At 59.9% G+C, this 22,676-nt stretch carries 18 protein-coding genes, 1 tRNA gene and 1 pseudogene; 6 read left to right on the top strand and 14 right to left on the bottom strand.

Annotation, left to right across the window (positions count from 1 at the left end; genetic code table 11):
* Positions 1–135: 135 nt before the first annotated feature.
* From queE to nadA, 4 genes are all read left to right on the top strand, one after another.
* Positions 136–783, top strand: coding sequence for a 7-carboxy-7-deazaguanine synthase QueE (gene queE, locus ACYZTY_RS21510; RefSeq protein WP_461955380.1), 648 nt, complete (start codon positions 136–138; stop codon positions 781–783).
* A gap of 1 nt (position 784) precedes the next feature.
* Positions 785–1,477 carry a 7-cyano-7-deazaguanine synthase QueC gene (queC, locus tag ACYZTY_RS21505; RefSeq protein WP_131059797.1) on the top strand — a complete coding sequence of 231 codons (693 nt, stop codon included), beginning with the start codon at positions 785–787 and terminating at the stop codon, positions 1,475–1,477.
* A gap of 63 nt (positions 1,478–1,540) precedes the next feature.
* A tRNA-Lys gene (locus ACYZTY_RS21500) sits at positions 1,541–1,616 on the top strand.
* Positions 1,617–1,888: 272 nt separating this feature from the next.
* Positions 1,889–2,947 (top strand): quinolinate synthase NadA, encoded by a 1,059-nt coding sequence (gene nadA / locus ACYZTY_RS21495; protein ID WP_077748706.1) that lies wholly within the window; start codon positions 1,889–1,891, stop codon positions 2,945–2,947.
* A gap of 130 nt (positions 2,948–3,077) precedes the next feature.
* On the opposite strand, the gene ACYZTY_RS21490 is transcribed toward nadA, so the two are convergent.
* From ACYZTY_RS21490 to arcD (ACYZTY_RS21435), 12 genes are all read right to left on the bottom strand, one after another.
* Positions 3,078–3,566, bottom strand: coding sequence for an RDD family protein (locus ACYZTY_RS21490; protein WP_461955379.1), 489 nt, complete (start codon positions 3,564–3,566; stop codon positions 3,078–3,080).
* 95 nt (positions 3,567–3,661) lie between these two features.
* Complete coding sequence (locus ACYZTY_RS21485) at positions 3,662–3,874, bottom strand: cold-shock protein (protein WP_007934683.1); 213 nt, start codon at positions 3,872–3,874, stop codon at positions 3,662–3,664.
* Between the two features lie 402 nt (positions 3,875–4,276).
* Positions 4,277–5,401: a glycine cleavage system aminomethyltransferase GcvT gene (gene gcvT, locus ACYZTY_RS21480; RefSeq protein ID WP_461955378.1), complete on the bottom strand. Its 1,125-nt coding sequence runs from the start codon at positions 5,399–5,401 to the stop codon at positions 4,277–4,279.
* Between the two features lie 37 nt (positions 5,402–5,438).
* Positions 5,439–6,815, bottom strand: coding sequence for an L-serine ammonia-lyase (locus tag ACYZTY_RS21475; RefSeq protein ID WP_461955377.1), 1,377 nt, complete (start codon positions 6,813–6,815; stop codon positions 5,439–5,441).
* Between the two features lie 160 nt (positions 6,816–6,975).
* On the bottom strand, positions 6,976–9,828 hold the full coding sequence (gene gcvP / locus ACYZTY_RS21470; protein WP_461955376.1) for an aminomethyl-transferring glycine dehydrogenase: 2,853 nt from the start codon (positions 9,826–9,828) through the stop codon (positions 6,976–6,978).
* Between the two features lie 11 nt (positions 9,829–9,839).
* On the bottom strand, positions 9,840–10,223 hold the full coding sequence (gcvH, locus tag ACYZTY_RS21465) for a glycine cleavage system protein GcvH (RefSeq protein ID WP_461955375.1): 384 nt from the start codon (positions 10,221–10,223) through the stop codon (positions 9,840–9,842).
* A 442-nt stretch (positions 10,224–10,665) separates the two neighbouring features.
* Positions 10,666–12,174 (bottom strand): sigma-54-dependent transcriptional regulator, encoded by a 1,509-nt coding sequence (locus ACYZTY_RS21460; protein WP_438662221.1) that lies wholly within the window; start codon positions 12,172–12,174, stop codon positions 10,666–10,668.
* 268 nt (positions 12,175–12,442) lie between these two features.
* Positions 12,443–12,805 (bottom strand): DUF5064 family protein, encoded by a 363-nt coding sequence (locus ACYZTY_RS21455; protein WP_461955374.1) that lies wholly within the window; start codon positions 12,803–12,805, stop codon positions 12,443–12,445.
* Positions 12,806–12,817: 12 nt separating this feature from the next.
* Positions 12,818–13,747 (bottom strand): carbamate kinase, encoded by a 930-nt coding sequence (arcC, locus tag ACYZTY_RS21450; RefSeq protein WP_461955373.1) that lies wholly within the window; start codon positions 13,745–13,747, stop codon positions 12,818–12,820.
* Between the two features lie 154 nt (positions 13,748–13,901).
* Positions 13,902–14,912: an ornithine carbamoyltransferase gene (locus ACYZTY_RS21445; RefSeq protein ID WP_461955372.1), complete on the bottom strand. Its 1,011-nt coding sequence runs from the start codon at positions 14,910–14,912 to the stop codon at positions 13,902–13,904.
* Between the two features lie 70 nt (positions 14,913–14,982).
* Entirely contained in the window at positions 14,983–16,239 is a 1,257-nt protein-coding gene (arcA, locus tag ACYZTY_RS21440; protein WP_461955371.1) for an arginine deiminase, read from the bottom strand.
* 36 nt (positions 16,240–16,275) lie between these two features.
* Positions 16,276–17,703 carry an arginine-ornithine antiporter gene (gene arcD / locus ACYZTY_RS21435; RefSeq protein ID WP_461955370.1) on the bottom strand — a complete coding sequence of 476 codons (1,428 nt, stop codon included), beginning with the start codon at positions 17,701–17,703 and terminating at the stop codon, positions 16,276–16,278.
* Between the two features lie 447 nt (positions 17,704–18,150).
* Between arcD (ACYZTY_RS21435) and arcD (ACYZTY_RS21430) the strand changes: the two genes are divergently transcribed.
* Complete coding sequence (gene arcD, locus ACYZTY_RS21430; protein WP_461955369.1) at positions 18,151–19,578, top strand: arginine-ornithine antiporter; 1,428 nt, start codon at positions 18,151–18,153, stop codon at positions 19,576–19,578.
* Entirely contained in the window at positions 19,575–20,438 is an 864-nt protein-coding gene (locus ACYZTY_RS21425; RefSeq protein ID WP_461955368.1) for a DNA-3-methyladenine glycosylase family protein, read from the top strand. The genes arcD (ACYZTY_RS21430) and ACYZTY_RS21425 overlap by 4 nt, the downstream gene beginning before the upstream one ends.
* Before the next feature lie 178 nt (positions 20,439–20,616).
* Here ACYZTY_RS21425 and ACYZTY_RS21420 read toward each other — a convergent pair whose 3' ends face one another.
* Together ACYZTY_RS21420 and ACYZTY_RS21415 are read right to left on the bottom strand one after the other, a co-directional pair.
* A complete protein-coding gene (locus ACYZTY_RS21420; protein ID WP_461955367.1) occupies positions 20,617–21,948 on the bottom strand; it encodes a CoA transferase in 1,332 nt (443 codons plus the stop codon).
* 173 nt (positions 21,949–22,121) lie between these two features.
* Positions 22,122–22,649: pseudogene (locus ACYZTY_RS21415) on the bottom strand (methyl-accepting chemotaxis protein); the annotation flags it as partial.
* Positions 22,650–22,676: the final 27 nt, after the last annotated feature.

Below are 22,676 nucleotides of genomic sequence, written 5' to 3'. Positions count from 1 at the left end.
CCAGTCGCGGGTTTTTTCGTTAGAATTCACGCCCTTTTTATGAAACACGCTTTTTGGGATCTACGCGGTGGCGGGGTTCCTTGAAGTGCCTGACGGAGGCGGACAGCCTGTTTAGCTGTTATGCCCGTGGCGACTATGCAAGACACATTGAGAATCACCGAAGTTTTCTACTCGTTACAGGGTGAAACGCGGACTGCCGGGCTGCCCACTGTTTTTGTGCGCCTGACCGGTTGCCCGTTGCGTTGCCAATATTGCGACAGCGCCTACGCGTTCACCGGCGGCACCGTTCGCCCACTCGACGACATCCTCGAGCAAGTGGCCGGTTTCCGTCCGCGTTACGTGTGTGTCACTGGTGGCGAGCCGCTGGCACAACCCAACGCCATCCCATTGCTCAAGCAGTTGTGTGACGCCGGTTACGAAGTGTCGCTGGAAACCAGTGGTGCTCTCGACATCTCGGCGGTAGATTCCCGGGTCAGTCGCGTCGTCGATCTGAAAACCCCGGGTTCGAAAGAAGCCCACCGCAACCGCTACGAGAACATCGAACTGCTCACGCCCAACGACCAGGTGAAGTTTGTCATCTGCTCGCGGGAAGACTACGACTGGGCCGTGTCCAAGCTGATTCAGTACGGCCTCGACAAGCGTGCCGGCGAAGTGCTGTTCTCGCCAAGCCACCATGACCTGAATGCGCGGGACCTGGCTGACTGGGTGGTGGCGGACAACCTGCCAGTGCGCCTGCAATTGCAGCTGCATAAATATCTTTGGAATGACGAGCCGGGGCGCTGAGATGACTGAACAACTGAACACTGCTGAAAAACGTGCGGTCATCCTGCTGTCCGGCGGCCTCGACTCCGCGACGGTCGTGGCCATGGCCCGCGCAGAAGGCTACAGCTGCTACACCATGAGCTTCGATTACGGTCAGCGCTCTCACGCCGAACTGCACGCAGCCGAACGTGTCGCCCGGGATTTGGGTGTAGTGGAACACAAGGTGATCGGCCTGAACCTCAACGGTATCGGCGGTTCGGCACTGACCGACACCAGCATCGACGTGCCGGAAGAGGCGGGCGAAGGTATTCCGGTGACTTACGTGCCAGCACGCAACACAGTGTTTCTGTCCCTGGCGCTGGGTTGGGCTGAAGTGCTCGGCGCGCGTGACATCTTTATCGGCGTCAACGCAGTGGATTATTCCGGTTACCCGGACTGCCGTCCCGAGTTCATCGAGTCCTTCGAACGCATGGCCAATCTGGCGACGAAGGCCGGTGTAGAGGGCAACGGCTTCCGTATCCAGGCGCCACTTCAGAACCTCAGCAAGGCGCAGATCGTCCAGGCAGGCGTGAAGCTGGGGGTCGATTATGGGCTGACTGTTTCCTGCTATCAGGCAGACGATAAAGGCTACGCCTGCGGCAAATGCGACAGCTGCCGACTGCGTGCAGAAGGCTTTGCAGCGGCCGGCGTGAGCGACCCAACACCTTATTTTTGATTTATTTCGAATTAGGTGTTGAATAGTCCTTAAAAATCAGTATTATACGCGCCACCACACAGCGGGTCGTTAGCTCAGTTGGTAGAGCAGTTGGCTTTTAACCAATTGGTCGTAGGTTCGAATCCCACACGACCCACCATTTTTGTAGCAGTTTTAAAAGTCTGGAAGGCCCACGCAAGTGAGGATTTCCGGATTTTTTTTTGCCCGCGATTTGAGCTCGGCTCGGCGCGGGGCTGCACCGCGTGACGCAGGTCAGAATCATCTTTTGCATCCCTCGGATATTCTGTAGCCTTGCGCATCTTCAACGCTGTCCGTGCCTGATGATACTCACTCTCCCGGCGGTACCCTGAAGGGTCCGGAGCCGGGTGTATACTCGACTTTCGCGCGAAAGCGCCTGCAGGTCTTGCGAACATGACGCAGATTTCCGAACGCCTTCTGGTTCAAGCCCACCTCGACGCCAAGCAGCCCAAGCCGCTGACCGTCGAGGAGGAAGCTTTTTACCGTGCCGCCATCGCTGCCGAGCTCAAGGCTCAGGACGCGGTGCTGGTTGCTCACTTCTATTGCGATCCGGTGATTCAGGCCCTGGCCGAAGAAACCGGTGGTTGCGTCTCCGACTCGCTGGAGATGGCTCGCTTCGGCAGTGCTCACCCGGCCAAGACCGTGCTGGTCGCCGGTGTGAAGTTCATGGGCGAAACCGCCAAAATCCTCAATCCTGAAAAACGCATTCTGATGCCGACCCTGGAAGCGACCTGCTCGCTGGACCTGGGTTGCCCGGTGGATGAGTTCTCGGCGTTCTGCGATCAGCATCCGGAGCGTACGGTGGTGGTGTATGCCAATACCTCGGCGGCGGTCAAAGCCCGTGCGGATTGGGTGGTGACGTCCAGCTGCGCGCTGGAGATCGTCGAAAGCCTGATGGATAACGGCGAAACCATCATCTGGGGCCCGGACAAGCACCTGGGCACCTACATCCAGCGCCAGACCGGCGCGGACATGCTGCTGTGGGACGGTGCCTGCATCGTTCACGAGGAGTTCAAGTCCAAGCAGCTCGAAGACATGAAGGCGCTGTACCCGGACGCAGCCATTCTGGTGCACCCGGAGTCGCCGACCTCGGTGATCGAACTGGCGGACGCCGTCGGTTCCACCAGTCAGTTGATTGCGGCGGCGCAGAGTCTGCCGAACAAGACGCTGATCGTGGCCACCGATCGCGGCATTTTCTACAAGATGCAGCAGCTGTGCCCGGACAAGGTCTTCATCGAAGCCCCAACGGCCGGTAACGGCGCAGCGTGCCGCAGTTGCGCACATTGCCCGTGGATGGCAATGAATACCCTTGAGCGCACGCTGAAGTGCTTGAAAGAAGGGACGAACGAGATCTTCGTTGATCCGGCGCTGATTCCGCAGGCTATTCGGCCGTTGAAGCGGATGCTCGACTTCACACAGGCCGCCCGGATGAAGCTTGCCGGTAACGCCTGAATCACAAAAAATGTAGGAGTGAGACCGGCTTGCCGGCGATAGCGGTCTGTCAGTCACATGCGTGTTGACTGACAGACCGCTATCGCCGGCAAGCCGGTCTCACTCCTACAATGATTTGTGCTGTGCGAATTTATTTGGTCTTCTTCGGGATGCGCACGAGTTGCGTGTTGGAATACATGTCATGCCAGCTGCGTTTCTGTTTATCGAACAGCGACCAGAAAAACCCAAGCCCACCACACAACAGCGAAGCGATCGACACCACAAAGCGCAGCAACGCCTGCCACAAGCTGATCGATGAGCCATCAGCGTTCTGCACGCGAATGCACCACACCTGCATGCCCAGGGTCTGACCGGACCAGGTCCAGAACTTGGCGAAGAAACCGAACAACACGAACAGCAGCACCGTCGACAGCAGGGGATCACCGTCCAGCGCGCCGGCTTCGGTCAGGGTGCGCATTTTGTCTTCGCCGATGATTGCCATCTGGATCATCTTGTAAACGCCGCTGGTGACGATCAGCAGGGCGGTACACAACAGGAAGTCATAGAACATCGCTGCCAGACGACGACCCAGGCTGGCGGCGGGGAACTCGCCCTCGGGTTTGAGCAGGTGTTTCGACATGGCAGCCTCTGGGCGGAAAAAGAAGCCATTTTACGGATTTACGCACACAAAAAAGCCCCTGATGTCAGCATCAGGGGCTTTTTCGTTACAGAAGATTAGCCTTCTGCTTGTACTTCGTCAGCCTGCATGCCTTTCTGGCCTTGCACAGCAACGAACGTCACTTTCTGGCCTTCTTTCAGGCTCTTGAAACCGTTGCCCTGAATAGCGCGGAAATGCACGAACAGATCCGGACCGCTTTCTGGAGTGATAAAACCAAAACCTTTCTCGTCGTTAAACCACTTGACGGTACCGCTCTGACGTTGGGACATTTCTTATTTCCTATGACGCAAAATTAATGACAGCCTCCTTCTTGTGAAAGAGTACTGGGGCTGGTTGCAGGAGAGTAAGAAGACGTCGAACGGGATGTAGCTAACTTGTAGGCTACTGCCCAGGTCACGATTCCAAGCGACCCATGCAAACACAGTGAACAAACTCTACGCCAACTACGGGAGAAAAAACAAGCCCTGCGAGAGGCCCGGTTTTGCTCAGGTTGATGGCAGTAGTGTGTCCACTAGTGCCGGCTTATTCGATAGGGTTGTTCAATTGTTTTCGAACGTTATAAGCAACGTTCATTATCGAAGCTTGCCGATAAGGTATGCACTGTTTTATGGCGGTTGCGTTACACATTAGTGCACTGTTAACGCAACCGCGTTACTTATAGAAACAGTCAATCAACCGCGATAGTAGCGTTGTGCAACAAATGGCATTTTGCTTACAAGCAAAGGCACCTTTTTCCCACGAACAATCGCCCATACGGGGGTGTCGATCACGATGTAAGCGCTGTCGAGGTAACCCATGGCCAATGGAGCGCCGAGGGTTGGGCCGAAACCACCGCTGCAAACGGCACCGATGATGTCGCCCGCTTCGTTGACGATTTCTGCGCCTTCACGCACCGGCGTGCGTTCCTGAGGCAGCAGGCCCACACGCTTGCGGCTGACGCCGGCTTGCTGTTGAGCGAACACCGTCTCGGCGCCAGGGAAGCCGCCGGCCCTTGCGCCATCGGCGCGACGTGGCTTGGAGATGGCCCACAGCAGGCTGGCTTCGATCGGGGTGGTCTCGGTGTTCATGTCGTGGCCATAGAGGCACAGGCCGGCTTCAAGGCGCAGCGAATCGCGAGCACCCAAGCCGATCGCCGCCACTTCAGGTTCGGCCAGCAGGGCGCGAGCCAGGGCTTCGGCGTTGGCAGCCGGTACGGAGATTTCGAAACCGTCTTCACCGGTGTAGCCCGAACGGCTGACAAAGCACTCGACACCCACCAGTTTCACGCGGGTGAACTGCATGAAGGTCATCTTCGCCACTTCAGGCGCCAGGCGCGCGAGCACGGTGACCGCGGCCGGACCTTGCAGGGCCAGCAGCGCGCGTTCTTCGAACAGCGGTTCGATGGTGCACTGTTCGCCGATGTGCTTTTGCAGATGCGCGAGGTCCTGATCCTTGCAGGCGGCGTTGACCACCAGGAACAGTTCGTCGTTACCCAGGTTGGCGACCATCAGGTCGTCGAGGATGCCACCGGTTTCGTTGGTGAACATCGCATAGCGCTGCATGCCCACCGGCAGGTCGATGATGTCCACCGGTACCAATGTCTCCAGGGCCTTGGCGGCATTGGCGCCGGTCAGGCGGATCTGGCCCATGTGCGAAACATCGAACAGCCCGGCCTGATCACGGGTGTGCTGGTGTTCTTTCATCACGCCCAGCGGGTATTGCACCGGCATGTCGTAGCCGGCGAATGGCACCATGCGCGCACCGAGTTCGATGTGCAGCGCGTGCAGTGGGGTTTTCAGCAATTGTTCGGTGGACATATTCAGCTCCTGAAAAGTGTGCGGATGCGCGTGAGCATCAGCACTCGATAATGTTGACCGCCAAACCGCCACGGGCGGTTTCCTTGTATTTGCTTTTCATGTCGGCGCCGGTCTGGCGCATGGTGCGGATGACCTTGTCGAGGGAGACGAAGTGTTGACCGTCGCCGCGCAGGGCCATGCGCACCGCATTGATGGCTTTCACCGAGCCCATGGCGTTGCGCTCGATGCAAGGCACTTGCACCAGCCCGCCAATCGGGTCGCAGGTCAGGCCGAGGTTGTGTTCCATGCCGATTTCGGCAGCGTTTTCCACTTGCTGCACGCTGCCACCCAGCACTTCGCACAAGGCGCCGGCCGCCATGGAACAGGCCACGCCGACCTCACCCTGACACCCGACTTCGGCGCCGGAGATCGAGGCGTTTTCCTTGTAGAGAATGCCGATCGCGGCGGCGGTCAGCAGGAAGCGGACGACGCCGTCTTCGGTGGCGCCGGGGATGAAGCGCATGTAGTAATGCAGCACCGCGGGGACGATGCCCGCGGCGCCGTTGGTGGGCGCAGTGACCACGCGTCCGCCGTTGGCGTTTTCTTCATTGACCGCCAAGGCGTACAGGTTGACCCAGTCCAGCACCGACAGCGGATCTCGCAATGACGATTCCGGGTTCTTGCACAGTTGCCGATGCAAAGCGGCGGCCCGACGTTTGACCTTCAGGCCACCCGGCAGGATCCCTTCATTGCGGCAACCGGCGGCGACGCAGTCCTGCATCACTTGCCAGATGTTCAGTAGGCCGGCGCGGGTTTCCGCTTCCGGGCGCCAGGCGCTTTCGTTGGTCAGCATCACCTGACTGATGGACAAGCCGTATGTGGCGCAATGACCGAGCAGGTCCTTGGCGCTTTTGAACGGGAAGGTCAGCGGCGTGGCGTCTTCGACAATGCGGTCGGCGCCGGCGGCGTCTTCATCGACCACGAATCCGCCGCCGACCGAGTAGTACTCGCGGCTGCGGATCTGCAGGCCGGCGGCGTCAAATGCGCGAAAGATCATGCCGTTGGGGTGATAGGGCAATGGTTTGCGGATCATCGCCAAATGTTCTTTCTCGTTGAACGCAATGCTGTGTTCGCCGAGCAGGTTCAAGCGACCATTGCCGCGAATCTCTTGTAGACGGGCGGCGACGGTTTCGGTGTTCACGGTGTCCGGGTGTTCGCCTTCCAGGCCGAGCAACACGGCTTTGTCGCTGCCGTGGCCTTTACCGGTGGCGCCGAGTGAGCCGTAGAGCTCGACTTTGACGCAGGTGGTTGCCGCCAACAGCCCTTCACGGCGCAAGCCTTCGGCGAAACGTGCAGCGGCACGCATCGGGCCGACGGTGTGAGAACTGGAGGGGCCGATGCCAATCTTGAACAGGTCGAACACGCTTAACGACATGGTTGTTCTCCGGTTTCTTGTTATGAGGCGCACCCCAAACCTGTAGGAGCGAGGCTTGCCCGCGAAGAGGCCATCACGGCCGCTAAAAGCTTCGCGGGCAAGCCTCGCTCCTACAAAGTCGGTGTGTCCTTGTGGGGGCGAGTGAACCCGCCCCTATAGATCAAGCGTAGCTTTCGATCGACGGGCAAGCGCAAACCAGGTTGCGATCACCGAACACGTTGTCGACGCGACCGACCGGTGGCCAGTATTTGCCTTCGATCAACGACGCAACCGGGTACACCGCTTGCTCACGGCTATACGGATGCGTCCACTCGCCAACGATTTCCGCAGCGGTGTGCGGTGCGTTTTTCAGCGGGTTGTCGTCCTTGTCCAGCGTGCCGTTTTCCACCGCGCGGATTTCTTCGCGAATGCGGATCATGGCGTCGCAGAAGCGGTCCAGTTCTTCCTTGGATTCGCTTTCGGTCGGCTCGATCATCAGCGTGCCGGCCACCGGGAACGACATGGTCGGGGCGTGGAAGCCGAAGTCGATCAGGCGCTTGGCGACGTCATCGACACTGATGCCGCTGCTGTCTTTCAGCGGACGCAGGTCGAGGATGCATTCGTGCGCCACCAACCCGTTGCTGCCGGTGTACAGCACTGGGTAATGCTCTTCGAGGCGACGGGAAATGTAGTTGGCATTCAGGATCGCCAGTTGCGAAGCGCGCTTGAGACCCGCGCCGCCCATCATCCGAATGTACATCCAAGTGATCGGCAAAATGCTCGCGCTGCCGAACGGTGCCGCGCAGACCGCGCCTTCCTTGCGTTCCATCTGGGCGTGGCCCGGCAGGAACGGGGTCAGGTGCGATTTCACGCCAATCGGGCCAACGCCCGGGCCGCCACCGCCGTGCGGAATGCAGAAGGTCTTGTGCAGGTTCAGGTGGCTCACGTCGCCGCCGAACTTGCCCGGGGCGCAGAGGCCGACCATCGCGTTCATGTTCGCGCCGTCGATGTACACCTGGCCGCCGTTGTCATGAATGATGCCGCAGATTTCGCGGATGCCTTCTTCGAACACGCCGTGGGTCGACGGGTAGGTGATCATCAGCGCCGCGAGGTGTTCGCGGTGCTCGATGGCCTTGGCGCGCAGGTCTTCGATGTCGACGTTGCCACGGGCATCGCAAGCCGTTACGACCACACGCATGCCAGCCATGTTGGCGGTGGCCGGGTTGGTGCCGTGGGCGGAGGACGGGATCAGGCAGATGTCGCGACGGTCTTCGCCACGGCTTTGGTGGTAAGCACGGATCGCCAGCAGACCGGCGTATTCACCTTGGGAACCGGCGTTCGGTTGCAACGAGATCGCGTCGTAACCGGTAGCGGCGCAGAGCATCGCTTCCAGTTCATCGGTCAATTGCTGGTAACCGGCGCTTTGTTCGGCCGGGGCGAACGGGTGCAGGGCACCGAATTCAGCCCAGGTCACCGGGATCATTTCGCTGGCGGCGTTGAGTTTCATGGTGCACGAACCCAGCGGGATCATGGTGCGATCCAGGGCCAGGTCCTTGTCGGCGAGCCTGCGCAGGTAGCGCATCAGCTCGGTTTCCGAGTGGTAGCGGTTGAACACCGGGTGGCTGAGGATTGGCGACTGGCGAACCAGTGCGGCCGGGAGGGTACTGACCACGATCGCTGCGAGGGCGGCGAAGTCCGGCAGCGCTTTGCCGTCGGCCAGCAGCGACCACAGGTTTTCCACGTCAGCTTGCGACGTGGTCTCATCAAGGGACAGGCCTAGACGTTCAGCATCCACCACGCGCAGGTTGATCTGCTGGGCGCGAGCCTGGTCGTGCAGCTTGGCGGTGTTGGCGCCGGTCTTGATCGTCAGGGTGTCGAAGAAGCTTTCTTGTTCGACGTTCAGGCCGATTGCTTTCAGGCCTTGGGCCAGAATCGCGGTCAGGTGATGCACGCGGTTGGCGATCTGCGTCAGGCCTTTCGGACCGTGGTACACGGCGTACATGCTGGCGATGTTGGCCAACAATACTTGCGCGGTGCAGATGTTCGACGTGGCCTTCTCGCGGCGGATGTGTTGCTCGCGGGTCTGCATGGCCAGGCGCAGGGCCGGCTTGCCGAAACGGTCCACGGAGACGCCGACCAGACGACCCGGCATGTCGCGCTTGAACGCGTCCTTGGTGGAGAAGTACGCCGCGTGCGGGCCACCGAAGCCCAGTGGCACGCCAAAGCGTTGCGCACTGCCGATGGCGACGTCGGCACCGAATTCGCCCGGCGGGGTCAGCACGGTCAGGGCCAACAGGTCGGCGGCGACCGCGACCAGCGCGTTGGCGGCGTGGAAGCGTTCGGTCAGTTCGCGGTAATCAAAGACGTCACCGTTGCTCGCCGGATACTGCAGCAGGGCGCCGAAGAACGGCGTCACGTCAGTCAGTTCAAGCTCATCACCCACGACAACGTCGATGCCCAACGGCTCGGCACGGGTGCGCAGCACGTCGAGGGTCTGCGGGTGGCAATGCACCGAGGCGAAGAACGCGTGGCTGCCCTTGTTCTTGCTCAGGCGTTTGCAGAAGGTCATCGCTTCGGCGGCGGCGGTGGCTTCATCCAGCAGCGAGGCGTTGGCGATCGGCAGGCCGGTCAGGTCGCTGATCAGGGTCTGGAAGTTCAGCAGCGCTTCGAGACGGCCTTGGGAAATTTCCGGCTGGTACGGGGTGTACGCGGTGTACCAGGCCGGGTTTTCCAGCAGGTTGCGCAGGATCGGCGACGGCGTGTGGGTGCCGTAGTAGCCCTGGCCGATGTAAGTCTTGAACAGCTGGTTTTTGCCGGCGATGGATTTGATCAACGCCAGGGCATCAGCTTCGCTCAGGCCGTCTTCGAGGCCGAGCACGCTGGTGCCTTTGATGCTGTCGGGAATGACGCTGGCGCTCAGGGCTTCCAGGGAATCAAAACCGAGGCTGTTGAGCATGGCTTGCTCGTCGCCGGAACGCGGGCCGATGTGGCGGGCGATGAATTCGTTGGCGGTGGTCAGGTTTACTTGAGTCATGTCAGCGCTCCTCAGGCTTCGGCGTTGGCTTTGATCAGACGGTCATAGGCGTCCTGATCCAGCAGTTTGGCGACCGCCGAGGCGTCGCTTGGCTGGAAGCGGAAGAACCAGCCTTCACCCATCGGGTCTTCGTTGACCAGTTCAGGGCTGCTGTCGAGTGCCGGGTTCACTTCCAGCACTTCACCGTCGAGTGGCATGTACACGCCGCTGGCAGCTTTTACCGATTCCACGGTGGCGGCTTCGGCGCCTTTGTCGTAGGACTGCAGCTCAGGCAGTTGTACGAAAACCACGTCGCCCAGGGCGTTCTGCGCGAAAGCGGTGATGCCGACGGTGACGGTGCCGTCAGCTTCGGTGCGCAGCCATTCGTGATCTTCAGTAAAACGCAATTCGCTCATGGAAACTCCTAAGGGGGCCAGACTCGTCTGGTGGACGCGATGGAATGCTTGGGCTAAAGCCCTGCTTTATGGCGGGTTACTAAGCAAAATCGCGGCCAATGTTTTTTTATCGTTATAAATCAACTGGTTAAGTTGTTATTCGGCGGGTAGAGAATTGATGGCTGTAGCGAAATCGCTACAGCAGCAAGCAAAGAAAAAAGCCTAGGTGGATCAAAGCCTTGCGCAGCGGTGATCGGGAGAGGGTGTAGCGATATCGTTCCGCTGTAGCGCTTTCAGTACAGATGGAGGTCGTTTTTAAGCAGGTTTTCAGGCCGGATACAAAACCTGTGGGAGCCAGCCCTGCTGGCGATTAGGTTCTGTCAGTCGACATCTTTTTTGCCTGCCACACCGCAATCGCCAGCAGGCTGGCTCCCACAGGGGGTCACGGTGTGTCTGGGCGATTTCAGGGCTTATTGGGAATGCCGTACTTGCGCAACCGATGGGCAATCGCGGTGTGGGACGTTTGCAACCGACTGGCCAGTTGCCGGGTCGATGGATAGCTGACGTACAGCTTTTCCAGCAGGGTCTTCTCAAACTCTTCCATCGCCTGCTCCAGGCTGTCGACGTCGCTGTCACTCTGGCGCGCCACGGAAGTGCCGGCGATGTCGAGGTCGCCGATGTCGACCAGGCTGCTTTCGCAGATCGCCGCCGCGCGGAAGATCACGTTCTGCAATTGCCGCACGTTGCCCGGCCAGCGGTTGCCCAGCAGCGCAGGATAAGTGCCTGGAGCCAGGCGACAGACCGGACGCTGGATCTGCGCACAGGCCTGCTGCATGAAATAGCGCGCCAGCAGCAGGATGTCCTGGCCGCGTTCGCGCAGGGGCGGGACTTCGACATTCAGGACATTGAGGCGATAGAACAAGTCTTCGCGGAACGACCCTTCGCTGACCATTTTTTCCAGGTTGCGGTGAGTCGCGCTGAGGATCCGTACGTTGACCTTAACCTCGCGATCACCGCCCACCCGACGGAAGCTGCCATCGTTCAAAAAACGGAGCAACTTAGCCTGCAAGTACGGCGACATCTCGCCGATCTCATCAAGAAACACCGTGCCCTGGTTCGCCAGTTCCATCAGCCCCGGTTTGCCGCCCCGTTGTGCGCCGGTGAAGGCGCCGGGGGCATAGCCGAACAGTTCGCTTTCAGCGAGGTTCTCCGGCAGTGCCGCGCAGTTCAGCGCCAGGAACGGCGAGCTGTGCCGGGCGCTGATGGCGTGGCAGGCCCGGGCAACGAGTTCTTTGCCGGTGCCGGTTTCGCCCTGGATCAACAACGGTGCATCCAGTGCCGCCACACGCTGGGCGCGCGCCTTGAGTGTACGAATCGCCGGGGACTCGCCCAGCAACGCGTCGAAACCTTCGGCATGGTCGTGGTGCAGCGCCGAGAGGCGTTCGCCAATGCGGTTCGGTTGATACAGGGTCAGCAGGGCGCCGGCGTCGGTGATCGGGGTGGCGTCCAGCAGCAGGGTCTGGCCGTTGACGGTGATCTCGCGCAGCGGCAGGCGAAAGCCGTGTTCCAGCAGGGCATCAAGCAGCGCTGGATCGGCAAACAGATCCGCGACACTTTCACCCGCCGGTTCACGACCATACAAAGCGATCAACGCCGGGTTGGCCAGCAACACCTTGCCGGCGCTGTCCAGGGCCAGCACCGGGTCGGTCATGGCGGCGAGCAGTGCATCGAGCTGCAAGTGCCGACGTTGCCCGGGCAGGATGTCGACCACCGTCATCGCTTGCACGCCACGCACGCTGAGCAACGCATCGCGCAGCTCTTCGAGCACTTGCGGGCTCAGGGTCGGGGCGTCGATGTAAACGTTGGGCGGGACCATTTCCACCGCATCCAGATTGAGATTACGCCCACCGAGCAGGGCCAGGACTTCCTGGGTAATGCCGACGCGGTCGATGAAGCTGACGTGGATACGCATGGGGCGGTTTTTTAATCTGACGTGCGGAGGGTGGCAAGTATGCCTTGGGGCGGGCGAATGGTGAAATACGTGTGTTCAACCCGTAGGAGCGAGCGGGCGGCGATCCGACTTGCCCGCGAAGAGGTCATCAAGACCGCTAAAAGCTTCGCGGGCAAGTCGGATCGCCGCCCGCTCGCTCCTACAGGTCGTGGGTCGCAGTCTTTCAGTCGCCATCCATAGCGAATGAAAGTCCGTCATCGCGAGCAGGCTCGCTCACAGGGACCGTGGGTTACTCGAAGTTCTCGAGGTTCACCGGGTCGCCGGATTTCATATCCAGCTGCTTGCGGATGTCTTCAAACATTAAATCGTAATGCTTGTGAACCGAACCGATCTGGCTATGTGACTTCGGGATTCCGTATTTCTCGGCGATTTTTGTCACGTTGTTGGCGAAGTTGTAAGCCTCCGCCTTGGGCAGAAAGAAGGGCTCTGACATGTCCTTGCCCTGAATGCTGCCATGCAGGGTGAACTGGATGCCCTTTTCCCCTTTGTCGTTCTTGCTGACCTCATAGTCGAGGTGAACGTTGTAGTTGACGTCATCCGGGGTCAGCGCGTGGCGCTCGATGTGCAAGTGACCGGGCTCGAACGTTGCCATTGACGTTTCTCCTTACAAGTAAGTTATGCCAGGTGTCGCCGTGCTGATGCGGGTGCCGGCCTTGCCCTGGACGATCGCTTCGATGTCCGAGAGTGAACCGATCACCGCAGTTTTTCCAGTATGGCGGGCAAACTCGCAGGCGGCCTGGACCTTCGGTCCCATGGAGCCGGCCGCGAAGCCGAGTTTTTCCATTTCGTCGGGGTGGGCCTGGGCGATGGCTTTCTGGGTGGGTTTGCCGTAATCGATGAACGCCGCGTTGACGTCGGTGGCGATCACCAGCAGATCGCTTTCCAGCTGCTCGGCCAGCAGCGCCGAGCACAGGTCCTTGTCGATCACCGCTTCCACGCCTTGCAGCTTGCCGTGGGCGCCGTACATCGTCGGGATGCCACCGCCGCCCGCACAAATCACGATGCTGCCTTTTTCCAGCAGCCACTTGATCGGGCGGATTTCGAAGATGCGTTTCGGTCTCGGGCTGGCCACCACACGACGGTATTTGTCGCCGTCCGGAGCAATCGCCCAGCCTTTTTCGGCGGCGAGTTTTTCCGCTTCGGCCTTGGCGTAGACCGGGCCGATGGGTTTGGTGGGGTTCTGGAAGGCCGGGTCGTTGGCGTCGACTTCAACCTGGGTCAACAGGGTCGCGAACGGCACTTCGAAGTCGAGCAGATTGCCCAGTTCCTGTTCGATGATGTAGCCGATCATGCCTTCGGTTTCGGCACCGAGCACGTCCAGCGGATAAGGCGAAACCGAGGTGTAGGCGGCAGCTTGCAGCGACAGCAGGCCCACCTGCGGGCCATTGCCGTGAGCGATCACCAGTTCATTGCCGGCATGGATCTTGGCGATTTGTTCGGTGGCGATCCGGATGTTGGCGCGTTGATTGTCCGCGGTCATGGGTTCACCACGGCGGAGCAGGGCGTTACCGCCCAGAGCAACGACGATACGCATAATGCAGTCCTTCTGAATGAGGTGACTCGGTCTTCGTCGAAACCGTATTTCTGTAGGAGCCGGCTTGCTGGCGATGGCATCACCGCGGTTTGTCTGATACACCGTGGCGATGCCATCGCCAGCAAGCCGGCTCCTACAGGGGGAGCGCAGGCCGTTAGATATCCGCCAGCGCCGACACCAGGATCGCCTTGATGGTGTGCATGCGGTTTTCCGCTTGCTCGAAGGCGATGTTGGCCGGCGATTCGAAGACTTCTTCAGTCACCTCGACGCCGTTGGCCAGGTTCGGGTAGCGTGCGGCGATGTCTTTGCCGACCTTGGTTTCGCTGTTGTGGAACGCCGGCAGGCAGTGCATGAACTTCACGCGTGGATTGCCAGAGGCTTTCATCATGTCGGCGTTGACCTGGTACGGCAGCAGTTGCTCGATGCGCTCGTCCCACGCTTCCACCGGCTCGCCCATCGACACCCAGATGTCGGTGTGGATGAAGTCCACGCCCTTGACCGCTACTTTCGGGTCTTCGGTGATGGTGATGCGCGCGCCACTTTCTTCGGCGAAGGCTTTGCACTGAGCGATGAAATCAGCGTGCGGCCACAAGGCTTTGGGTGCGGCGATGCGCACGTCCATGCCGAGTTTGGCGCCGATCATCAGCAGCGAGTTGCCCATGTTGTAGCGCGCGTCGCCGAGGTAGGCGTAGCTGATGTCGTGCAGCGGCTTGTCGCTGTGCTCACGCATGGTCAGGGTGTCGGCGATCATTTGCGTCGGGTGGAATTCAGCGGTCAAACCGTTGAACACCGGTACACCGGCGAACTTGGCCAGCTCCTCGACGATTTCCTGTTCGAAGCCCCTGTACTCGATGGCGTCGAACATCCGGCCCAGCACGCGGGCGGTGTCTTTCATGCTTTCCTTGTGGCCGATCTGCGATGACACCGGGTCGATGTAGGTGACGTGGGCGCCCTGGTCATGGGCCGCGACTTCGAAGGCGCAACGGGTGCGAGTCGAGGTTTTTTCGAAGATCAGCGCGATGTTTTTGCCTTTCAGGTGTGGACGCTCGGTGCCGGTGTATTTGGCGCGTTTGAGGTCGCGGGAAAGGTCCAGCAGGTAGTTCAGCTCGCGAGTCGTGTGGTGCATCAGCGAGAGCAGGCTGCGGTTGCGCATGTTGAAAGCCATGATTGGATCTCCTTTGGTTTCGGTTATCCGCCTGCTTCACGCTTTATAAGCGCGAAGCAGGGCACAGGAATTAATAGTCGATAGGGTCGCGGATGATCGGGCAGGTCATGCAGTGGCCGCCGCCACGGCCGCGTCCGAGTTCACCGGCGCTGATGGTGATGACTTCCACACCGGCCTTGCGCAGCAGGGTGTTGGTGTAGGTGTTGCGGTCATAACCGATCACCACGCCCGGCTCCACGGCCACCACGTTGTTGCCGTCGTCCCACTGCTCGCGTTCGGCGGCAAAGCTGTTGCCGCCGGTTTCCACCACGCGTAGCGCTTTGAGATTCAGGGCCTTGGCCACGGTGTCGAGGAAGTTGGTTTCTTCGCGGCGAATGTCGATGCCGCCCGGTTTGCCTTCATCAGGGCGCAGGGTGAAGGCGACGATCTGGTTCACCACTTCCGGGAAGATCGTCACCAGGTCGCGGTCGCAGAAGCTGAACACCGTGTCCAGGTGCATCGCCGCGCGGGATTTCGGCAGGCCGGCGACGATGATTTTCTCGACGGCTTTGTTCTTGAACAGGTTCACCGCCAGTTGGCCGATGGCTTGGCGGGACGAGCGTTCGCCCATGCCGATCAACACCACACCGTTGCCGATCGGCATCACGTCGCCGCCTTCAAGGGTGGAGCTGCCGTGTTCCTGGTCCGGGTCGCCGTACCAGATTTCGAAGTCGGCGTTGGTGAACTGTGGGTGGAATTTATAGATGGCGGTGGCCAGCAGGGTTTCCTGACGACGCGCGGGCCAGTACATCGGGTTCAGCGTCACGCCGCCGTAGATCCAGCAGGTGGTGTCACGGGTGAACTGGGTGTTGGGCAGTGGCGGCAAAATGAAGCTGGAGTGGCCGAGGAAGTCGCGGAACATCTGGATGGTCTTGCCGCCGAAACTGTCCGGCAAGTCGTCAGCGGAAACACCGCCAATCAGGAACTCGGCGATCTTGCGCGGCTCCAGGCTGCGCAACCACGAACCCACTTCGTTGATCAGACCCAGGCCCACCGAGTTGGCGGTGACCTTGCGTTCCAGAATCCAGTCGAGGGCTTCAGGGATGGCGACGATGTCGGTCAGCAGGTTGTGCATTTCCAGCACGTCGACTCCGCGCTCACGCATCTTGGTGACGAAGTCGAAGTGGTCACGCTTGGCCTGGGCGACCCACAGCACATCATCGAAAAGCAGTTCGTCGCAGTTGTTCGGGGTCAGCCTCTGATGGGCCAGGCCGGGGGAGCAAACCATGACTTTGCGCAGTTTGCCGGCTTCGGAATGTACGCCGTACTTAACTTTTTCCGTGGTCATTACAGTGATCCTCCAGATGACAAAACAAGTCGGGTGTTACAGGGTCAGGAAGCCGTCATACAGCCCGTAAGCCGCCACCAGGGCGCCCACGACGACTGCGGCGAAAATCAGCTTCTCGACGTTGGTGAAAACCGGTTTGCCGAGTTCTCGCTTGGCCTTGGCGAACAGGATGACCCCGGGCGCATAGAGCAGGGCAGACAACAGCAAGTATTTGGTGCCCCCTGCGTAGACCAGCCAGACCGCGTAGATCACCGCAATGGCGCCGATGAGCAAATCCTTCGAGCGTTCGCCTGGGTCGTTTTCATAACTCTCGCCACGCACCGCCAGCAGCAGCGCATAAGCCGCGGACCACAGATACGGCACCAGAATCATTGAAGTGGCGAGGTAGATCAGCGACAGGTAAGTACTGGCCGAAAACAAAGTGATGATCAGGAACAGCTGCACCATCGCGTTGGTCAGCCACAAGGCGTTGACCGGCACATGGTTGGCGTTCTCCTTGCGCAGGAATTCCGGCATGGTGTGGTCCTTGGCGGCGGCGAACATGATCTCCGCACACAGCAGCACCCACGACAGCAACGCACCGAGCAGGGAAATGATCAGGCCGACGCTGATCAGCGCCGCGCCCCACGGACCGACGATATGTTCCAGCACCGCGGCCATCGACGGGTTCTGCAGTTTGGCCAGTTCCGGTTGGGTCATGATGCCCAGCGACAGCACGTTCACCAGCACCAGAAACAGCAACACGGTGATGAAACCGATCACCGTGGCCTTACCGACGTCGCTGCGTTTTTCCGCACGGGCCGAGAAGATGCTCGCGCCTTCGATGCCGATGAACACCCAAACGGTGACCAGCATCATCTTGCGCACCTGGTTCATCACGCTGCCCAAGTCCGGGTTTTTCACACCCCAGATGTCAGCGGTGAAGATGTCCAGTTTGAACGCGAAAATCGCGATCAGGACAAACAGCAGCAGCGGCACGATCTTGGCGACGGTGGTCACCAGGTTGATGAACGCCGCTTCCTTGATCCCCCGCAGCACGAGGAAATGCACACCCCAGAGCAGCACCGACGCACCGATCACCGCAGCAACCGTATTCCCCTCACCAAAAATGGGAAAGAAGTAGCCGAGGGTGCTGAACAGCAGAACGAAGTAGCCGACGTTGCCCAGCCAGGCACTGATCCAGTAACCCCAGGCGGACGAGAAACCCATGTAGTCGCCGAACCCGGCCTTGGCGTAGGCGTAGACACCGCCGTCCAGGTCAGGTTTTCGGTTAGCGAGGGTCTGGAAGACGAAGGCCAGGGTCAGCATGCCGACTGCGGTAATGGCCCAACCGATCAGTACGGCACCGACGTCGGCGCTGGCGGCCATGTTCTGCGGCAGGGAAAAAATCCCGCCACCAATCATTGAGCCGACAACCAACGCAACCAGTGCGCCCAGCTTTAGTTTTCCGGGGGATTCAGACATTGCATGACTCCAATGCAGGAGAAGAGAGGAAACAGGTTAAGTCTGTTAGCTTTTCAATCATCTGACTTAGATCAATGCATGGTGACATTCCATTGTTAATTAATGACTTATGTCGTGTTTATGGGCATAAAGCCATTACCTGAAAAGCCCGTTCCAAAAGCTTTGGCTGTCGGTTGAAGAAATAATGTGGACCCAGTGAAGTTTAGACGCTAGTTCGTTTTTCTGGTTTGGCAAGTGTGGGTATCCGAATTTTGAGTGTTATTGGTTTATTAGGATCTATCGATAAAATCGCTATTTCCAGTGGGTCGCATAGCGTGAACAGTTATAAATAAAAAGCACAGGGATTGGCGTTATTTGATAAACGTTATTACGCTTTATCTATTTAGTTAAAACCAACTATGTGACGGTCTCGCGGTAGTAGTCGCGGCGGGAAATGGAGACGCAGGAATGTCGCAACCGACGCAAAAGCTTCGCTTGAGTGCGCTGATTGCTCTGGTGGTGGGATCGATGATCGGCGGCGGGATTTTTTCATTGCCGCAGAACATGGCGGCGCGGGCCGATGCCGGGGCAATCTTGATTGGTTGGGCGATCACCGCCGTGGGCATGCTGACCCTGGCCTTCGTGTTCCAGACCCTGGCCAATCGCAAACCTGAACTGGACTCCGGGGTGTACGCCTACGCCAAGGCCGGTTTCGGCGATTACATGGGGTTCTCGTCCGCCTGGGGTTACTGGATCAGCGCCTGGCTGGGCAACGTCGGTTATTTCGTGTTGCTGTTCAGCACCCTCGGATATTTCTTTCCGGTGTTCGGCCAGGGCAACACGCCGATCGCCATCGGCTGCGCCTCGGTGCTGCTGTGGGCCGTGCATTTTCTGGTGATGCGCGGGATCAAGGAAGCGACCTTCATCAACCAGCTGACCACCGTGGCCAAGATCGTGCCGCTGATCATGTTCATCGTGATCGCCGCTGTGGCCTTCAAGGCGGACATCTTCACCCGGGATATCTGGGGCCACAGCAACCCGAATTTTGGCGGCGTGATGGATCAGGTGCGCAACATGATGCTGGTCACCGTTTTCGTGTTCATCGGCATTGAAGGCGCCAGTGTCTATTCGGCGAGGGCGGAGAAACGCTCGGACGTCGGTCGGGCGACGGTCATCGGTTTTCTCGGTGTGTTGGCTTTGCTGGTGCTGGTGAACGTGTTGTCCCTGGGGATCATGAGCCAGCCCGAATTGGCTAACTTGCAGAACCCGTCACTGGCGGCGGTGCTGGAGCATATCGTCGGCCCTTGGGGCGCGCTGCTGATCAGCATCGGCCTGGCGATTTCGCTGCTCGGTGCGTTGTTGTCCTGGGCGCTGCTCTGCGCCGAAATTCTGTTCGCCACGGCCAAAGACAAGACCATGCCGGCCTTCCTGACCAAGGAAAACGCCAACCACGTGCCGGTCAATGCGCTGTGGCTGACCAACGTGATGATCCAGATTTTCCTGTTGATCACGCTGTTTTCCGCCGGCACTTACACCAGCCTGATCTACCTCGCGTCGTCGATGATTCTGGTGCCGTACTTGTGGTCGGCGGCGTATGCGGTGCTGTTGAGCGGACGCGGCGAAACCTACGAACACGCGTCGGCCGAGCGGACCAAGGACCTGATGATCGGCGGCATCGCCCTGGGTTACGCGGTGTGGTTGTTGTATGCGGGCGGGGTGAAGTATTTGCTGCTGTCGGCGCTGTTGTATGCGCCGGGGGTGATCTTGTTTGCCAAGGCCAAACACGAACAGGGGGAGCCTCTGTTTACTCATATCGAGAAAGGCATTTTCACCTGCGTGATCAGCGGCGCAGGGCTGGCCGCCTACGGGTTGTACAGCGGATTGTTGTCGTTTTGAGGTTGTTGCTGACGTATCAACCGCCTTACGACTGGCCGGCGATGCTGGGATTTTTGTCGGCACGGGCTGTGGCCGGAATGGAAACGGTGGTCGATGGTGTTTACTCGCGCAGCATCGGGTTGAACGGTGTACACGGCAGGTTTTCGATCAGGCCCGTGGCAGGCGATGCGCTGGAAGTGACGCTGGATTTTCCTGATCCGACGGCCGTGCCGCAGATCGTCACACGGCTACGGCGGATGTTTGATCTGGATGCGGATTTGCCTGAGATCCATCGACAGTTAGCGGGTGATCCGTTGATGCAGCGGCTGATTGCCGAACGTCCAGGGCTGCGGGTACCGGGCGCGTGGGATGGGTTGGAGTTGGCGATTCGTGCAGTGCTCGGCCAGCAGATTACCGTGGGTGCGGCGATCAAGCTGGCGGGGAAACTGGTGGCGCAGTATGGACAGCCCTTGCAGTCACCGATGCCTGGATTGACTCATGTGTTTCCTGACGCAACGGTGTTGGCGGTAGCGGATCTGGCGACGTTGGGGATGCCGAAAAGTCGCGGGCGGACCTTGTCCGGCGTGGCTCAGGCGTTGCTGGATGATCCCCTGCTGTTTGAACCGGGACGGGAGGGTGGCGCGGCGCGGTTGCAGGCGTTGCACGGGATTGGCGACTGGACGGCGCAGTACATTGCGCTGCGCCAGTTGCGGGAGATGGATGCGTTTCCGAGTGGGGATGTGGGGTTGATCAATGCGCTGGCGGCGTTGGAAGGTGGACCGGTGACAGCGAGAGATTTGTTGAGGCGGGCTGAAGCGTGGCGACCTTGGCGAGGGTATGCGGCGCAGGTGCTTTGGACGTCGCTGAGCCGGATGGATTGAGTTGTTTGTTCCGGCCTCATCGCCAGCAGGCTGGCTCCCACAGGTTTTGTGATCGACATAAATCCGCTGTGGGCAACTGTCTTGATTTTGATGATTTGGTTTGGCTGGCTCCCACAGGTTTTGTGAACGATACAGATTCACTGTGGGAGCCAGCCTGCTGGCGATGGGGCCAGAACGGTCACCACCATTGCGCGCGATGCGAGCCCAGTTCCGAGGCCGGAAGCGCCCATTGCAACGGCGTCCCGGTGATTTTCAGCGGCACATGAAGCCGATGCGCCGGCCCCCAGGGTGTCTGCTCAACCAATATTCCTTGATCGTTTTCATCTTCTGCCCGAAGCGCAATACCCGTCCCGGCACCTTGTTCAATCAACAACTTCGCCGTGCGCGCCAACGACAACCGGGCCGACCCACCCCGTCCCAACAACGTGATCGCTGCAGCCGCCATCAAATACCCGGTCGCATGATCAAGCGCCTGAACCGGCAGCGGCGTCGGCTTGTCCGCTTTCTTCCACTGCATGCCCGCGTCGGCAATCCCGCTGCTCATCTGCACCAGGCTGTCGAAGCCGCGGCGGTTCTGCCAGGGGCCGCTCCAGCCGTAGGCGTTGAGGCACACGTCAATCAGGCCCGGCGCCAGTTTTTGACGCTCGGCGTCACCGTAACCCAACTTTTCCAGGGCATCGGCGCGGTAGCCGTGGAGCACGATATCGGTGTCCTTGAGCAGGCTTTCGAACAGCGCTCGGTCGTCGTTGTTGTGCAAGTCCAATCGCGCGCAGCGTTTGCCCAATGTGACTTCCGGCACCACGCCCGGTTCGTTCCAGGTCGGCGGGTCGATGCGCAACACATCGGCGCCGAGGCCGGCGAGAAAGCGACTGGCGACGGGGCCAGCGAGCACGCGCGTGAGGTCCAACACCTTGATCCCGGCCAGGGGTTGCGCCACAGAACCTTTCCACGATTTCGGCTGTTGAGAGGAAGCGGCACTGAACTGAATCAACGGTTCGGCGTTCACCGCCAACCCTTGGGGATGCGCTTGCCATTGCGCCCATGTGCGCATCTCGGCGGCGCACCCACCGGCCTCGACCACGGCCTGTTCCAGATCGGTTTTAGCCCATTGCGCAACCTTGCCCGCCATCGCCGCATGGTCGGCACAGGCACCGAGCACGCTTTCGGCGGCGGCGCGGTGATGCGGCGCGTTGGTGTGCAAGCGGATCCAGCCGTCCTGGGTCGCGTAGTCACCGGCCACCGGGTCCCACAGCGGTGGAACGCTCCAGCCCACGGGGCGAATCGAAGTGGCGAACCAGAAAGAGGCCAGGCGGCGGTCGACTTCAAGGCTGGGTAAACGACCGGTGTGTTGCTGCAGTAATTCGCCGACCGCCTGGCCTGCGACAGCGATGCTGGCGCAGGCCAGGTCAGTCACGGCAAACGTCGAGGGCAGGGCGCCGCTCGACGTAAAAGGAATCGGCGTATGAGGCAAGCCGAGTGCGGCTTGAATGGACGTGAGTAAACCAGTCATCGAAGGCCCTCCGGAACGAGAGCCCGAGCATAGATCAAAAATCTGGCATGTCAGATGAAATCCTGTGGGAGTGAGCCTGCTCGCGATAGCGTTTTTTCATTCAGCATCCATGGTGAATGTTAGCCCGCTATCGCGAGCAGGCTCACTCCCACAGGGGATTTGCGGTGGGCCAGTCAGACGCGGAACTGATCCATCAATTTCATCTGGTGGGTGGTCAGGGAGTTGAGTTGGCTGCTGATCTGCGCCGATTCAGTGGCCTGGCCGGTCAGGGTTTCGGTGACGGTACGGATCGCCGAGACGTTGCGATTGACCTCTTCGGCCACCGCGCTTTGCTGTTCGGCGGCGCTGGCGATTTGCAGGTTCATGTCGCTGATCACGGTGACTGCATCGCTGATTTTGCTCAACGCCTGGACCGCTTGCTGGATCTGCCCGGCGTTGCTGTGCGCCTGGGTCTGGCTCGAATGCATGGTGGCGACCACGCCGCGGGTGCCGGTCTGGATGCGCTCGATCACGATGCGGATTTCTTCCACCGAATCCTGGGTGCGTTTGGCCAGGTTACGGACTTCGTCAGCCACCACCGCAAAACCACGCCCGCTCTCGCCGGCACGCGCCGCTTCAATCGCCGCGTTCAGGGCCAGCAGGTTGGTCTGTTCGGCGATGCTTCGGATCACTTCCAGTACCGAACCGATTTGCTCGCTGTTGACCGCCAGTGCTTCGACTTCGGTCAC

The organism is Pseudomonas sp. LB1P83 (assembly GCF_054897885.1).
Note: the sequence above shows the minus strand (reverse complement) of the source record. Positions and strands in the feature narration are given on the sequence as shown.